This is a genomic window from Nostoc sp. S13 (assembly GCF_029379315.1).
GTDB lineage: Bacteria > Cyanobacteriota > Cyanobacteriia > Cyanobacteriales > Nostocaceae > Nostoc.
This window is the reverse complement of record NZ_JAQYWQ010000004.1, coordinates 129929-144658: the sequence shown is the minus strand read 5'-3', so window position 1 is coordinate 144658 and position 14730 is coordinate 129929. Positions and strand designations below refer to the sequence as shown.

Below are 14730 nucleotides of genomic sequence, written 5' to 3'. Positions count from 1 at the left end.
CCAATGCCCAATGCCCAATGCCCAATGCCCAATGCCCAATGCCCAATGCCCAATAACTAATAACTAATAACTAATGCGTAATTTTATCAAACAAACTTTTGCTAGTTTAATTGGCACATTACTAGGACTAATTATTTTCGGTGGTCTGGGAACCACTGGACTGTTTTTGCTGATATTGGCTGCTACCTCCTCTAAAGATAGTGGGCCAAACGTGAAAGATAAGTCAGTACTGGTTTTTGACTTGTCAACGAAAATTACTGATAGCGAACCTAGTTCCGGCGAACTGTTTCAAAGCACAATATCAGGTGTGGATGACGATAGAATGGCACTCCGCAAAGTTGTGGAAACTTTGGAAAAGGCGCGGCGCGATCCGCGAATTGTCGGGATCTATCTGGATGCAAGTAGCACAAGCCAAGTTAGTAACGTCGGCTATGCCTCCCTGAAAGAAATTCGGAAAGCGCTGGAGGAGTTTCGCGCTGCTGGGAAAAAGATTGTCGCCTATGGCAGTGATTGGAGTAAAAAGGAATATTACCTTTGTTCAGTGGCAGATTCCATTATAGTTAATCCTCTGGGAATGATGGAAGTCAACGGTTTGAGTTCACAACCGATGTTCTTTGCGGGAGCTTTGCAGAAATATGGTATTGGTGTTCAAGTCGTGCGAGTAGGGAAATTTAAGGGAGCAGTTGAACCGTTTATCCTGACAAAGTTAAGTCCAGAAAACCGCGAACAAACTCAGAAATTGTTGGATGATGTTTGGGGAGAGTGGCGCACTGCTGTAGGCGCAAGTCGGAAAATTGAGCCTAACCAGTTGCAGGCGATCGCAGATAATCAGGTGCTACTGGAAGCCACAGAAGCGAAAACCAACGGTTTAGTTGATCGAGTAGCATACCCCGATGAAGTGGTGAGTGACCTCAAAAAGTTGACAGATAGCGATAAAAAAGATAAAACATTCCGACAAATTAGCCTGAATAGTTACGCACAAGTTTCTGGCAATTCTTTAGGTGTAGAACGTAACTCCAAAAATAAAATTGCCGTGGTTTATGCTGAGGGCGAGATTGTCGATGGTAAAGGAGAAGATGGGCAAGTAGGAGGCGATCGCTTTGCGAAAATCTTCAACAAACTGCGACAAGATAAGGATGTAAAGGCTGTTGTATTACGGATTAATAGTCCTGGTGGTAGCGCAACCGCAGCCGAAGTCATGCAGCGAGAAGTGAAATTAACTCGTGAGGCGAAACCAGTTGTAGTCTCAATGGGTGATGTGGCCGCCTCTGGTGGTTATTGGATTGCTAGCGACTCTAACCGCATTTTTGCCGAACCAAATACCATTACAGGCTCGATAGGGGTGTTTGGGATGCTATTTAATGGGCAAAAGCTCGCCACTGATAATGGCATTACTTGGGATTCGGTGAAAACCGCACGCTATGCTGATAGTCAAACAGTTTCGCGTCCGAAATCGCCTCAAGAGTTGGTACTTTATCAGCGCAGTGTTAACCGCATTTATAATATGTTTCTGAATAAAGTTTCTCAAGGTCGGAAACTGCCAGGACAAAAAGTGGCAGAAATTGCCCAAGGACGGGTTTGGTCGGGTGTGGCGGCCAAGGAAATTGGTTTGGTGGATGAAATTGGCGGTTTGAAGACTGCGATCGCCTATGCTGCCAACCAGGCGAAACTAGGAGAAGATTGGGAAGTTCAAGAATATCCTCGCACTAACAACTTCGGAGAACGCTTTTTTGGACGTGGAACTGAAGAGGTGCGGACTGCTTTAGGAATTGAGAAAACGCAACTCAAATCAGCGAATCCCCTCACCGATGAATTCCAGAAATTGCAACAGGAAGTAGGGATTCTGCAAAAGATGAACGATCCACAGGGGGTTTATGCCCGCTTGCCATTCAACTTAAAGATTGAGTAGATGCTTTTTCTAAATATTAGTGCGGAGGAATTCACATCGTAGATATCGCTCTTCGGGAAAAAGATAACGGGAAAAGTCAGATTACGAGATTGCCAATCCAATGATTTTGAACTTTGTGAGTTCGCGATCGCCATTGTTGCCATTTTTGAGCGCGTTTAACGGCTAGCAGTGTCGATATGAGGTGCAATAATCAGATTATCTAGGGTAGACAATGGGCTATGGGTGGGGATCACTTCTGGCTGTGTAACATAGCCGCAGCAGCGATTTGACCATTTGCAAAGGCACGATACAGAGAATCTGGATCTACAACACTTCCTCGTGCTGTATTGAGCTATCTGAGCCGATTGCTTCATCAACTCAAATTGGCGATCGCTAAAATGTCATTTATTATGCAATCTTCTGGAACTCTTGCTGGTTTAGATATCCTGGTAGTTGAGGATGATGATGATACTCGGTTTTTTCTCACTACTGTTTTGGAAATGGATGGAGCAAAAGTTATAGCAGTAATCTCAGCAGCCGCGGCACGCCAAGTATTATCCGAATTGCAACCCGATGTTTTAATTTCTGATATCGGGTTGCCTGGGGAGGATGGCTACACTTTCATCTACAAAATCCGTTCGCTCAACCCAAAGAATGGTGGACGAGTCCCGGCTATTGCTTTAACAGCCTATACTGATAATGAGGCTCGTATCCGTGCCTTAAAAGCTGGCTTTGACACTCATGTATCTAAACCGATTGCTCCAGAAGAACTAGTTGAGATAGTGGCTAGTTTGGTTGCTTCTTGTAATTGGTAATTATGAAGAACACTTGATGCCAACGTCAACACAAATATCGCACTATAGGTGTAACTTTCACTGGAAAAGAATTTTTTGTCATATCCAAGGATGCCATAACCTAATAAGCTATCGCGCATCTAAATTGTACTTTTTGAAGCCTAAAAACCTTGCTGTGAAGTTTTCAGCTTCAAAAATTAAATATATCTCAGCTTATGAGTGTCAAAAGCTACTTAACCCAACGTTTAGTTGCCTCTGCAATACGTTGTCCAAAGCTTAGTGAAGTAAGGTAATCACCGGAATCTAGCACTGGTTCCTTGCCGCTGATGTCGAGTTGGCTTTGACCCATTACACCTAGAAATCCTCCTAGTCGATTTACCCCATCATCTTTACCAGATAAGAAGCTTTGCAAGTCGCCGACATTTACCCAAATCATGCCGTGTTGGGCTGCGTTGGTAGCTAAGTATAAGAGCGTTCCTTGCTTGTCACCACTAGGGGAGCTAGAGTGGGTAAAACCCGCAGCGATTTTGTCTTTCCATCCGTGTCGGAACCAAACTTCGCTAGCGGCATCAATAAATGCCTTGAACTGAGCCGCAACACCACCCATATAGGTAGGAGAGCCAAAAACAATTGCATCAGCTTGATTGAGGGTTTCAATTACATGATCATTCTTCCAACGACCATTGATAATCTGCTCTCCAGTAATCCGTAGCAGTTCAACAGTGGTGTCTTCAACTTTGTTTGCACCTTCAGCAATAGCTTGAGCCATAAGATGAGTATGACCTGCACCAGAAAAATAGATAATCGCAACAGTAGGCATAGTAACTAAGGTCAGATTTTTGACTGGAACTGAACGAGAAATATCATAGGGAATACTGACTCATAAAGTAAAGTAGTCAATCTTAAAGTCCAACATGGGCTACTAATAGTTGCCGAGTTCCATGCTCAACTATACACTTGAGAATGCGGATTGGTATCACTCTATAAGCTCACCCATATTAAAATCTATTCTTATCCAACCTTTGAGTCTTCGTAAATTGTCGAGAATCAGTAAGGGAATCTGCCAGTGATGTACTATCAGGAACGGTAAGGGATCACTCACCTCAAAAATTGCTTCTTTCCCCCGCCTGATGTTTCTTACCCAGGTTTGCAGTTGCTTAAACGATCTAATCTCATTCAGCCGCCAAACTTCGTGGTACAGCCAATAGGTTGGCTTACTATCACCAAGAGGCTGCAAAGATTCAGCCAGAGGCTCTTTACCAAGATAGGCATCCGCTACTCCTGGGTGATTGTAAAACATAGTAATGGCGGAGTGAGTACGGGGGTTACACTCAATCGCGTAAACAGTTCCGTCTTCTGCCTGGATGAAGTCAAAGGAAAGTTGCCCGGTTTTTCCCAGTTCTTTGGTAAAATGACTCGCCCATTGCATAATTTCTCGCTGATCAACGTTTTCGTAGTTGACTTGAAAGGCGGATGACTCACAACAGCAGTACATTCTTGACTCTCCATCTCGTGCGGTAGTGTGAGTGCAGTATTCCTTTCCAGGGATGAATTCCTGCATAATCCAGGGCTTCTCCTCACTGATGGGCAGACTCTTGACAAATGCTGCTGTTTCTAATTGTGTTTCGCAAGGTAGCTTAGTGAGATTTAAGCGACGCACTTGATCGTAAGGGATACTTTTAAGAATGTATTTGCACTTCTCCTTAGAAAAGTCGAAATTGAGGACTTGTTCGGGATCGGTAATTTTGAAGGATTTGGGGACAGATAAACCGAATGATCGCGCTGTTTCGGCAAAGGCAAACTTGTCATCTAGGCTCTTGGTGACATCAGCATCGAAGTGGAAAAACTCTACATAGTCTGGTAATGGTGGCTGACCTTGAGAGTCATAGTGGATGACGGAAAAAATGGCTACCGGGATAAAAAAGTCGATCTTTTCTGTTTTGGCGATCGCGTGTAGAGTTTCAATGTATCCTTCTAAGTCTTTGCTGGGATCGGGAACAGTATAAAAACCTGCAACAGAGTTAGAATATTTATTACCACTTAACCAGAATTTGTCAATATCAATTATAATCACCCGATGCCCAGCAGCATGAAATGAACGCGCTAGCTGAAGGGTTTTAGTCATTCTCGCGCCAGCGATCAAGATATTTTTGGAATTGGGGTTAACAATAATTGAGTTACTGAATGGTTGCTTAAGAAAGCTCCACAGTAGCGACGTTAAGACGATGATGCAGTTTAAGGGAAATGCGATCGCCAATAATACAAGAGTGCCCAAGTTTTGGAACACTACAAAAATATGCTTTCTCATAATTATAATTGTGACATTTTCCTCGCCCAATACTTTTAAACTAATGATTGCAACTGCTTTAACGAGCTTATTTGATTAAGTCTCTAAAGTTCCTGTTCAAGCCAATAAGGCTTACTATCACTTAGGGGTTGCAGAGGTAGAGGTTTTATATTTTATATCTTCTCCAAACTGGATAAGTTTACCGATGCAAAAATCAATCCTCACCCAAGTTCTTAAGGAGCGTAAACTATCGAGTAATAGTAAAGGAATGTGCCAGTGATGTACCATTAAGAACGGTAGTGGGTCGTTAACTTCAAAGATTGCATCCTTTCCTCGCCAAATATTTTTAAACCACTTTTGCAACTGCTTTAACGATCTAATTTCATTAAGTCTCCAAAGTTCGTGATAAAGCCAATAAGTAGGCTTACTATTACTCAGGGGTTGCAGAGGTTCAGCCTGAAGCTGTTGATTGAGATAGGCATCCGCTAAATCTGGATGGTTGTAATACATTGTAATTGCAGAGTGAGTGCGAGCGTTGCACTCGATCGCATAAATTGTTCCATCTTCCGCCTGAATAAAGTCAAAAGAAATTTGTCCAGTCAGTTGTAATTCTTTGACAAAATGACTCACCCACTCCTGAATTTCTGGGTGATCAATGTTTTCGTAATTGACTTGAAAAGCAGATGATTTGCAGCAGCAGTGTACTGTTAATTCACCGTTTCTCACTGTACTGTGAGTACAGTATTCGGTTCCAGGAATAAACTCTTGCAATATCCAAGGGTTATCTTTACTAATTGGCTTACTTTTAAGATGAAGCGCCATTTTTTCGTAAGACTCCATTGGTAGCTTAGTTAGATCCAAGCGTAAAACAGAGTCATAGACAATACTTTTGAGAATATATTTGTGCTTTTCGTTGGCAAAGTCGAATTTAAGAACTTGTTCTGAATCTGTAATTAAGAAGGTTTTCGGGACAGATAGCGAGAGTGAGCGTGCTTTTTCTGCAAAGGTAAACTTGTTATCTAGCATCTTCATTGTATCAGCATCGAAGTGGAAATTCTCGCAATAGCCTGATAACACTGGTTTGCGCTCGGAATCAAAGTAGCTGGCAGCAAAAATGCCTACCGGGACAAAAAAATCTATGTTTTCTTTTTTGGCGATCGCCCGCACGGCTTGAGTATAGCCTTCTAAGTCTTCTTGCGAGTCAGGAACTGTGTAAAAGCCAGCCACAGAGTTAGTAAATCGATAACCACTGAACCAGTATTTGTCGAGATCAAATAAAATGACTCGATGCCCAGCAGCGTGAAATGATCGTGCTAGCTGAAGGGTTTTAGTCATTCTACCACCACCGATCAAGATATTTTTAGGATTATCGTTCAAAACCACTTGCTTGGCATAGGAACGGCTGAAAAAATTCCAGAGCAGCGATGCGAGTACGACGGTGCAGTTAAAGGGAAATGCGATCGCCAGTAATGCAAGAGTGCCCAAGTTTTGGAACATTGCAAAAATCTGCTTTCTCATACTTGTAATTGTGACATGATAGTGCAATCTGTGGCTGGTGATTTACCCGACATCAGATCATGCCCAACGCTTCATTGATCGCCGTCATAAATAACTCATTTAAAGGAATTCCCACCGCGTTCGCTGTACAGGCAATCACCGCTTTGTGGTCAAAAATACAAAATAACCCGGCTTCTAAAAACCAAGGTTGTCCCTGTGGGTCGATCCGGAAGTCAAATAAACTATAATGGCGACAGCCCAAAGCCAAATGACACTTCTTAACTTCTTGCTGAACCTTTTGGGTGATCGGGTCATTAATATCTACAATCCAACCTGGGACATAATTTTTAGCAGTTGAATCCAAGTCGCCCTCGATTGGTATTTTGAATTTGTCAGTATAGCCGCGGATCGGTCTCACTTGGGGGTCTATCTGATATTCTTCAAGGGGTAAACCGATTAGCTCCCCATCTTTGACAATAGCGCCGCATCTGACTTCTCGACCGGCTTCAATGAATGTTTCTACGATCACCTCATCTGCAAATTCAAATGCTTTCTTCAGGGCAGCGTCATACTCACTAGCCTCTTTAACTAAGGACACCCCTAAAGAGTTGTCAGCATTTGCGGGTTTGATGACTACTGGAGGTGTAATTGTCGGAACGTCTCCCTGGCGAAGCAGTTCTCCAAAAGGCACTTTCACCCCTGCTGCTGCGACAATTGCTTTGGTTCTGGCTTTGTGGGCCGTTATTGCCATGACATCCGGAGTATTGCCTATGTAAGGGATCTTCAGCAGGTCGAATAGTGCCCGATAGTGAGTCATTCCCGGGATACAAAACATTTGTGGCAACATCAGGTCAATGTTTTGCGTTGTTATAAACTCTATGGCATCTAATAGAGTCATCGGTTTGGCTACAACAATATCTTCAGGACTGAGAGAGGAAGGAAATCGCCACTGGCGATCAGGTGTGATGTATGCAATCAGAAAGTCATAGAGTGATGGATTTGCCGTAGCTATCAGACAGCTTTGGGCGTAATTGCGTGACAACTCACAGTAAAAATCATTGTATGCAGACCCAACTAAATGAAGGATACGGAGTACTGGCATGATTCATCTTCCTAAGTACTGTTATGGTTAAATTTAAACGGCGAACGGAGTCGTAAGAAATACTTTTTTCAGTATATTTGCGGCTTGATTGATTAAAATCGAAATTGATAACTTGTTGAAAATCTGTAATTTTAAAAGACTTGGCGACAGATAAACTAAAACAGAGATAAAGAAATTAATTCATCCCACGGCGATGTTTTCATCGCCGTGAGGAAATCGAAGTCATTAGTACCAATGACTAATGACTAATGACTATCTCCCTGATCTCTCGATTACACAACGCGTCTAATCAGGGTAACACCATCTCGTATGGGTAACAGAACTTGCTCTACACGAGGATCGGTGGCGACAACGCGATTGAACTGAGCGATCGCTTCACCGTTGGCGGTGCGTTGTTCTGGTGGTAGATAAACTTGTCCCTGCAACAAAGTATTATCCACGCAGATTAACCCGTCGGGAGTCAGTAAGTTACTATCCAAAATGGTCTGGAAGTACTCTACATACTCTTTTTTATCCGCATCTATGAAGATAAAATCAAATACTTCTTTTCTCGCAGCCAGCTTGTGGAGTGTCTCTAGTGCAGGTGCTACTTCCACAACGATTTTGTTGCCGTGGGGAGACTCACCAAAGCAACGAATAGCAAATTGAGCGACATAGGGATCTACTTCGCAACCTATGAGTTGCCCATCACTTGGTAATGCTTCTGCCATTGCTAAGGCTGAATACCCTGTGAACATTCCTACTTCTAGAATGCGCTTTGCCTTGGTGATGTGAACAAACATTTTCAATGTCTGTCCTTCAAGATGTCCTGAGAGCATCTCCTCTTCTAGTTGGCGTACTGTTTCACCATCACTGAAGCGTTTGCTCCAGTCTTCCTTGCTGGTTTTTTGCGCCAATGCTGTTAATGCGCTCGATTCCGGGGTAGTGTAATCATCCAAGTAGGGATCTAAACCCGCCGCTAATTCAACTCCCTGCCGCAGAGAATCTAATATCTCTACGGGAATGTTACTCTCTTGTGCTAATTTGAGGGTTTTCTGTAGCTGGGCTACTAAGATGCTATGTGGCGTTATCGGTCTAGCTGTTTTGAGTCCCACAACACTGGTCATCTCTTCATACCCCCAATAGCTTGGCTTCTTGACTTTCAATGTAGGCGTCAATCCCTTCCCCACCACGAGGGTATCTAGCACAAAGACCTTTATGTTCAGCTAAGGCAGCATCAAGTTCTTCACGAGTCAAATCATTGGCAAAGAAGCACTCACCAATAGGCCGGGGCATGGCTGCGCGTTGTTTACCATCTCGTGTCAAGCTTATAGATTGGGTAGCATTCCACAGCAAATCCCCATCTAGCAGAGGATGATCGAGTGATAAACCTATACGATTCATCAAGTCTAGGATGCGATCGCGCTCTTGAGTTGGAATATAGCCCCGTTGTGCTGCAATGGTTGCAGACAAAGCCATATCTATATTCACCGCGTGACCATGATATAGGGGTATGTGAGGCGCTAATTCTAGGGTAGGACTCCAAGTGTGACCGTAAGCAATGACGCGATCAAGGTCTATTTCATGCAAGTTAGGAGTTTCTAACTCCAGCATGGTTTTAATGGCTTCGTAGTTGAGTTTATGGGCAATCTCTTTAATTTCCGGTGTACCATTCACATGTCCAAAGTGAGTGGAAAGAAGTTCTTCGCCATATTCGTATAGCAATTCAAAGACTTCAGAGTTAGAAACTACAGCAATTTTCACTAACTCTGCCATCCCATTACGAACTTGAGCCGTTGGCAAGGTTTTCAAAAATGAGAAATCCAGGATCACTTTCAAAGGTGCATGATATGCCCCCAAGCGATTTTTTTCCTTGCGATGATTAACTGCAACCTTAATGGCTACACCTGCATCAATTAAACCAATCAACGTGGTAGGAATGCGAATGTAGTTGCTCTTGCGACGATAAGCAGCGCAAGCAAATCCAGCCACATCAGTAATTAAACCACCACCGACGACTAACACTGGTTCCTTACGAACTAAGCCAAAGTCCGAAAAAGCGTCAATAATTTTTTCAAAACTTGCAAGGGTTTTAGCTGGCTCTGTAATGATGATGGAAAATACTGTAAGTTCAATGTCATAGTGTCTAAAATATGACCTGATCTGCTCACCATAAAGCTCATGGACATTGGCATCAATTACAGTCAGACAGCGACCAAATTTGGCATAGCTATCTGCTATTTCTCTGTTTTTAATATCAAATGCACCGTTCACATAGACAAGACTAAAATCGATTTTTTCATAACCTTGGACGTGAAACGCAGCTTCCGTAGCTTCAAACGATGCTTGAACCTTATTCATATCTGTTGCCCTATTCCAAATTAAAAAATTGTGAGATTTCGGTAATAATTCCGATTGACCCTAATGTCTGCTAGCAATAACTAATGCTCTTTCTCGTTTGAGATTAAAGGCACCATGAAATAAGCTTTTTTATTAAAAGCTTATTTGTATTACTGACTGGCGATGTTATTAAAAAACACCGTTCATTGGAGTGAATTTTGTAGGTGGTTAATCTCTAATTTAGGATTGCCTCCAAACTAGTCAACTAGTCCCACTAGCAATATTTTGCCATAACACTTGCACTCTTTCTTTCAGGATTTTTGACAATTAGAGGAAAATTCATCTGAATTCAGATTTATTCCACTATGTTTAACTTTAGTGGCTTTCCGATTGTTCGATTTCGTAAAAATTCTGTCCTGAATAAATGATCGTATTGTATATCTCCAAGCTTTAATTTGAGATTAGAACCCTGATTAACCCTTAGCTCGCTGTTTTTTAGCATTACTATCAAACCTTATATCGCTAAACTCGTTACATTAGACTTATCCACAAATAAACCTCAAAATAGCTGAAACCCTTACATAGCTGGCTTTTTAGCTTATATAAAACAGGAACCTCTAAAACCCTCTCCAGAGCTAGGTTTCAGCCAAATAAAGTTCTCATTTCCGGATAAGTCTATTCTATTTAGTTCAGAATGACACTGGACTTTTAGGAAGTTTATCTGAATTTTTATTAACTCCACTATATTTGTCTCTAGCAACTTTCCGTCCGCTCGATTTTGCAAAACTCTTATGTTAGGAAACTACTCATATTGTCGATCTCCAGGCTGAAATTTGAGATTACAGGCATGATTAATCCTCACCTAGCTGTTTTTTAGCATTAGTCTCAAACCATAAAATGGCTAAAAACAAACATGACTCACTACATTCTATTCAGAATGCCAGTACAATTCCTCGTTTAGTCAACTTACTGCTCAGTATTCAACACACATACCTCGGTAACGTCTGAAAATTCAGATTTTAAATATAATATCTGAGTTACTAGTAACAAAACTTTAATTTTCTTAAGGAACAGTTGTGTATGTTAAAAATTTCTAAGTTTGCTTGAATTGCCTTTATACTCCTAACTTAAGCTGTTTTAGCTTCAACCAGCAAAAAATCTACTAGTTGGTAACTTAGAAATACAATACAAATCATAACATTAGAATAATACGAATCATAACATATGTAAATACATTTAAATCAATCCACCATGCGAAGTGTAATGGCTAACAAGCATTAAAAAAAACTCTGTCTAAAGATAGATATTTTATACATCAGGAATGTTCTAGGTATTTACCAATAATAAAATGCAGCGTTGCATAATAGCAGTAGGAATTAAGGTCAATTCTTATGCAGTGTCCTAAATGTGGCTCAACACATAACCGTAAGAACGAAAAAAACAAGGTAAACAGAATCAGTAAACCAAAAAGTTTTTAAGAGAAGAGCGATCGCTAAAATTTTGTAGTCTATGATACTGTTTCCCAATCCTTTAACCAGCAGATACAGGATACATAACAATTCCTTATAGCGGTTCCCATCTGCATGAAGTTCATCATATCAAAAGTACACTCACCGCAAAAAGGGATCGGAAATCAAAATTACGATCGCACTGTTCTACTGTTGATTCCAAAAGTTAATTCCGTACCTGATATTATTTTCCAAAATTTAAAAGCGTTCGACTGAGGTCTCCGCACTGAGCGAAGTCGAAGTGTGACTCGGAGGGCTGCTGCCTCCCAGTTTGACAGGAGGCAGCAGCCCTCCCACAAGAGCATTACAAGGCAGAGCCTTGTAACGAGAGGTAATCCACATTTGGTTATGTCTGTCAATGCGTAAGTCCTACGTTCGACTGAGCGCTCACGCCCTACTCCTTCTCTACGAGACGCTCCGTAAACACAGAAGCAAGCTACGCGTAGCGTTCGGCAGGAAAGTCTAAAATTCGGTGAGGTTCTTTTATTGAAAGCGGCGGGAAACTCCATCCCCTCCCTACGGGACGCTGCGCGAACGTGGGTGGAGAGGGATAGTCGCCCCAACCCTTGGGGCATAGGGCATGGGCCAAACAGGTAACTTCTTCCCCATGCCCTATGCCCCATTCCCCATGCCCAAAAACTCTATCCCCTTGTGGGTGGAGTTTTTCATTATGGACAATTTAGCGGACATGATATTTGTCGGTTAGGTGATATCCAGCAGCTAAACTGCATCAAGTATCTAAATAATTATACTGAACCATCAAGACAATAAATATTAATAATATATACATAAATATTGTCAGGGTGCTAAATATGTCAGATTTACCGCTTCAGTGCCAAAATTTGAAAGAGCAGGTTGAGTCGATATTACAACTTTTACACCAAGAACCAGCGCTACGTTCCCAAGATATTATACCTATACAAACTTCCTTAAGTAAGGCAATTTCTCCAAAGTTTGAGATTGTGTTTGCGGGTGCGTTTAGTGCCGGTAAATCAATGCTAATCAATGCACTATTGGAGAGAGAATTACTCTACAGCGCAGAGGGACACGCTACAGGTACAGAATGCAGAATTGAGTATGCAGAACTAAATAAAGAACGTGTTGTTTTGACGTTTTTAAGTGAAGCAGAGATTCGGGAACAAGCAGTTTATTTGTGTCAGCAGCTAGGATTTAAGACAGTACCTAATATTAACCAAGCTGATGTAATTAACTTGCTAAGTCAAGATTCTGAAGTTATTATTCAGCAGGAGGGTGGTGAGAGTAAATCAGAACGTGCAAAACAGGCGAAGGCGTTAATGTTGTTGCTAGAGGGATATATAGCAAACCGCGATCGCATCAACACCGTTAATAATGCTACATATTCGATGGAGCAATTTAACTTTTTTAACCTCAAGGAAGCTGCTGGATATGCCCGTCGTGGTAGTAATAGTGCAGTATTGAAGCGGATAGAATATTACTGTAATCATCCTCTGCTACAAGATGGTAATGTAATTATTGACACCCCTGGTATAGATGCACCAGTACAGAAAGATGCACAGCTAACTTATGCAAAAATTCAAAATTCTGATACTTCGGCGGTGGTATGTGTACTAAAACCTGCTTCGGCGGGTGACATGACAAAAGAAGAAACAGAACTTTTGGAATTAATGCGGCAGAATGGGGGAGTACGCGATCGCGTTTTCTATATCTTCAATCGGATCGATGAAACCTGGTATAATACTGAACTACGGCAAAGATTAGATGATTTAATTAGTGGGCAATTTCGTAATTCAAACAAGGTTTATAAAACGAGTGGATTATTAGGCTTTTACGGTAGTCAAATTAAACAGACAAGTCAACGAGATAGATTTGGTTTAGATTCTGTTTTTGCAGAAAATATTAAAGGTTTAAATGGTAAAGAAGAAACACCACAATATGTCTATGCGTTTAACAACTACTGTGTAAATTCAGGAAAGCTGTCTTCCACTAAATTCCGTGTCTCTGTTAACGGCTTTGAAACCCCAAATGAAAATTATGTGCGGATTCTGGGAGATTGGGGAAATGAACTTATAGAAAAGCTAATTCAAGATAGTGGTACTGAGGAATTTCGCAGAGCTATTACTCGCTATCTTGCTGAAGAAAAACGTCCACAACTGTTTAAAAATCTTGCTGATGACTTGAAAGATGTTTGTATTAAACTGAAGAAACATTATCAGAGTGTACAACGTAATTTAGATAGTCAGCCGCAAGAAATTGAGACTATGAAGGCGCAAGAATTGCAACGCCTAAATCAGCAACTTCAGCAAATTGGGAGAGAATTTAGTGAGCATATCACAGAAGAAGTTAACCAAATAATTAATAATTCCTGTGATGCTTTTGAAGCAGATTTTAAGCAATTACAATCACGACTGATTCGCCGTCTAGATGAGTTACTAGATAGTTTTTCTGTAGCTGATGCTTATCGACGTGCAACTATCAGCCATCCTCGCAACGCTACCGCGCCTTTAATTGCTATTTTAGTAGAGGCATTTTATTACTTAGCAAATCAATTAGAAGATATTTTGATTGAATCTTCTCAGCAAGTAGTTACGAATTATTTCCAGCGATTGATTGAAAAGATTGGCAAGTCAGAATATTATCGCCAGTTGTATCGTTTATTAGATCATGATGGCGGAATTAAACAACAGCTCAGAATTTTAGAAAAAGGAGTTACTCAAACACTGATGAGTGCAGCTAGCGTAGAGTGCGATCGCTTTGTGCGAGAAAGTCCGAGATTTTATGATGAAGGCACTTTTTCTATATATCAATTTCGCCAGACTTTATCACAAACTTCTCAAGGTTACGACGCTGAAAGTATCGTAGAAGCAGAGCCAGCAATTAGGCAGTTATTGAAGTTAGATTTTGAGCCAAAAGTTTCCCAAACTATTCGTAAATCTTTCCGTCAAACCATCAACCAAATCCTTAAAACTCAGTTGTTACCAATGGCAGATCAGCAAGCGGATGAAATTTTGCAGCAATACCCACAGGCGCGTGCTTATTTAGAGAAAACATTGGAACAAGAAGCTGAAGAAAAAATTGCGAATAATCGGCGATTATTGAGTGTTGTTGAAGAAAATATTGAAGCATATAATTCAGCAGCTTCTAGTATTAATAGTTGTTTGCAGTCAATGCAATTATATGACCATCTTTTGCCTGTAATTGCTAATGCAGATTATGCTACGCCTGGTTTATTAGACGCTAATGGCAAATTTGCTACTAATGGATTTGTGATTTCAGATGGGTTAGTTGATGAAGTTGTAGAGGTTTAGTCTTGCACCCAAATGAAAACCGCTATGAGAAATCAGGAATCTTGTTGT

At 41.3% G+C, this 14730-nt stretch carries 10 protein-coding genes; 4 read left to right on the top strand and 6 right to left on the bottom strand.

All coding sequences use genetic code 11. From position 1 onward, the window contains the following. The first annotated feature begins 73 nt into the window (after positions 1-73). Together sppA and PUQ00_RS02590 are read left to right on the top strand one after the other, a co-directional pair. Entirely contained in the window at positions 74-1909 is a 1836-nt protein-coding gene (gene sppA, locus PUQ00_RS02595) for a signal peptide peptidase SppA (protein WP_300412860.1), read from the top strand. 389 nt (positions 1910-2298) lie between these two features. Beyond that, complete coding sequence (locus tag PUQ00_RS02590; RefSeq protein WP_300412872.1) at positions 2299-2703, top strand: response regulator; 405 nt, start codon at positions 2299-2301, stop codon at positions 2701-2703. Between the two features lie 208 nt (positions 2704-2911). Here the strand turns inward: PUQ00_RS02590 and PUQ00_RS02585 are convergent, their stop codons facing one another. The 6 genes from PUQ00_RS02585 to PUQ00_RS02560 all read right to left on the bottom strand — a co-directional run bounded on the left by PUQ00_RS02585 (position 2912) and on the right by PUQ00_RS02560 (position 9908). Beyond that, entirely contained in the window at positions 2912-3502 is a 591-nt protein-coding gene (locus tag PUQ00_RS02585) for a flavodoxin family protein (RefSeq protein ID WP_300412858.1), read from the bottom strand. Positions 3503-3658: 156 nt separating this feature from the next. Continuing rightward, positions 3659-4990, bottom strand: a complete 1332-nt coding sequence (locus PUQ00_RS02580; protein WP_300412856.1) for an ATP-grasp domain-containing protein — start codon at positions 4988-4990, stop codon at positions 3659-3661. 117 nt (positions 4991-5107) lie between these two features. After that, positions 5108-6487 (bottom strand): ATP-grasp enzyme, encoded by a 1380-nt coding sequence (locus PUQ00_RS02575; RefSeq protein WP_300412854.1) that lies wholly within the window; start codon positions 6485-6487, stop codon positions 5108-5110. Positions 6488-6539: 52 nt separating this feature from the next. After that, entirely contained in the window at positions 6540-7568 is a 1029-nt protein-coding gene (locus PUQ00_RS02570; RefSeq protein WP_300412852.1) for a D-alanine--D-alanine ligase, read from the bottom strand. Between the two features lie 272 nt (positions 7569-7840). Further along, positions 7841-8674 (bottom strand): class I SAM-dependent methyltransferase, encoded by an 834-nt coding sequence (locus PUQ00_RS02565; RefSeq protein WP_300412850.1) that lies wholly within the window; start codon positions 8672-8674, stop codon positions 7841-7843. A gap of 4 nt (positions 8675-8678) precedes the next feature. Continuing rightward, positions 8679-9908 (bottom strand): sedoheptulose 7-phosphate cyclase, encoded by a 1230-nt coding sequence (locus tag PUQ00_RS02560; protein ID WP_300412848.1) that lies wholly within the window; start codon positions 9906-9908, stop codon positions 8679-8681. Between the two features lie 2067 nt (positions 9909-11975). Between PUQ00_RS02560 and PUQ00_RS02555 the strand changes: the two genes are divergently transcribed. Next, the gene (locus PUQ00_RS02555; protein WP_300412847.1) at positions 11976-12101 is read left to right on the top strand and encodes a hypothetical protein; all 126 of its coding nucleotides are present in this window, start codon (positions 11976-11978) and stop codon (positions 12099-12101) included. Between the two features lie 106 nt (positions 12102-12207). Beyond that, a complete protein-coding gene (locus PUQ00_RS02550; RefSeq protein ID WP_300412845.1) occupies positions 12208-14682 on the top strand; it encodes a dynamin-like GTPase family protein in 2475 nt (824 codons plus the stop codon). Positions 14683-14730 lie beyond the last annotated feature (48 nt).

Excerpts from the sequence above, each read along its gene's own strand:
- sppA (WP_300412860.1), top strand. The coding sequence starts at position 74 with ATGCGTAATTTTATCAAACAAACTTTTGCTAGTTTAATTGGCACATTA.
- PUQ00_RS02590 (WP_300412872.1), top strand. The coding sequence starts at position 2,299 with ATGCAATCTTCTGGAACTCTTGCTGGTTTAGATATCCTGGTAGTTGAG.
- PUQ00_RS02585 (WP_300412858.1), bottom strand. The coding sequence starts at position 3,502 with ATGCCTACTGTTGCGATTATCTATTTTTCTGGTGCAGGTCATACTCAT.
- PUQ00_RS02580 (WP_300412856.1), bottom strand. The coding sequence starts at position 4,990 with ATGAGAAAGCATATTTTTGTAGTGTTCCAAAACTTGGGCACTCTTGTA.
- PUQ00_RS02575 (WP_300412854.1), bottom strand. The coding sequence starts at position 6,487 with ATGAGAAAGCAGATTTTTGCAATGTTCCAAAACTTGGGCACTCTTGCA.
- PUQ00_RS02570 (WP_300412852.1), bottom strand. The coding sequence starts at position 7,568 with ATGCCAGTACTCCGTATCCTTCATTTAGTTGGGTCTGCATACAATGAT.
- PUQ00_RS02565 (WP_300412850.1), bottom strand. The coding sequence starts at position 8,674 with ATGACCAGTGTTGTGGGACTCAAAACAGCTAGACCGATAACGCCACAT.
- PUQ00_RS02560 (WP_300412848.1), bottom strand. The coding sequence starts at position 9,908 with ATGAATAAGGTTCAAGCATCGTTTGAAGCTACGGAAGCTGCGTTTCAC.
- PUQ00_RS02555 (WP_300412847.1), top strand. The coding sequence starts at position 11,976 with ATGGGCCAAACAGGTAACTTCTTCCCCATGCCCTATGCCCCATTCCCC.
- PUQ00_RS02550 (WP_300412845.1), top strand. The coding sequence starts at position 12,208 with ATGTCAGATTTACCGCTTCAGTGCCAAAATTTGAAAGAGCAGGTTGAG.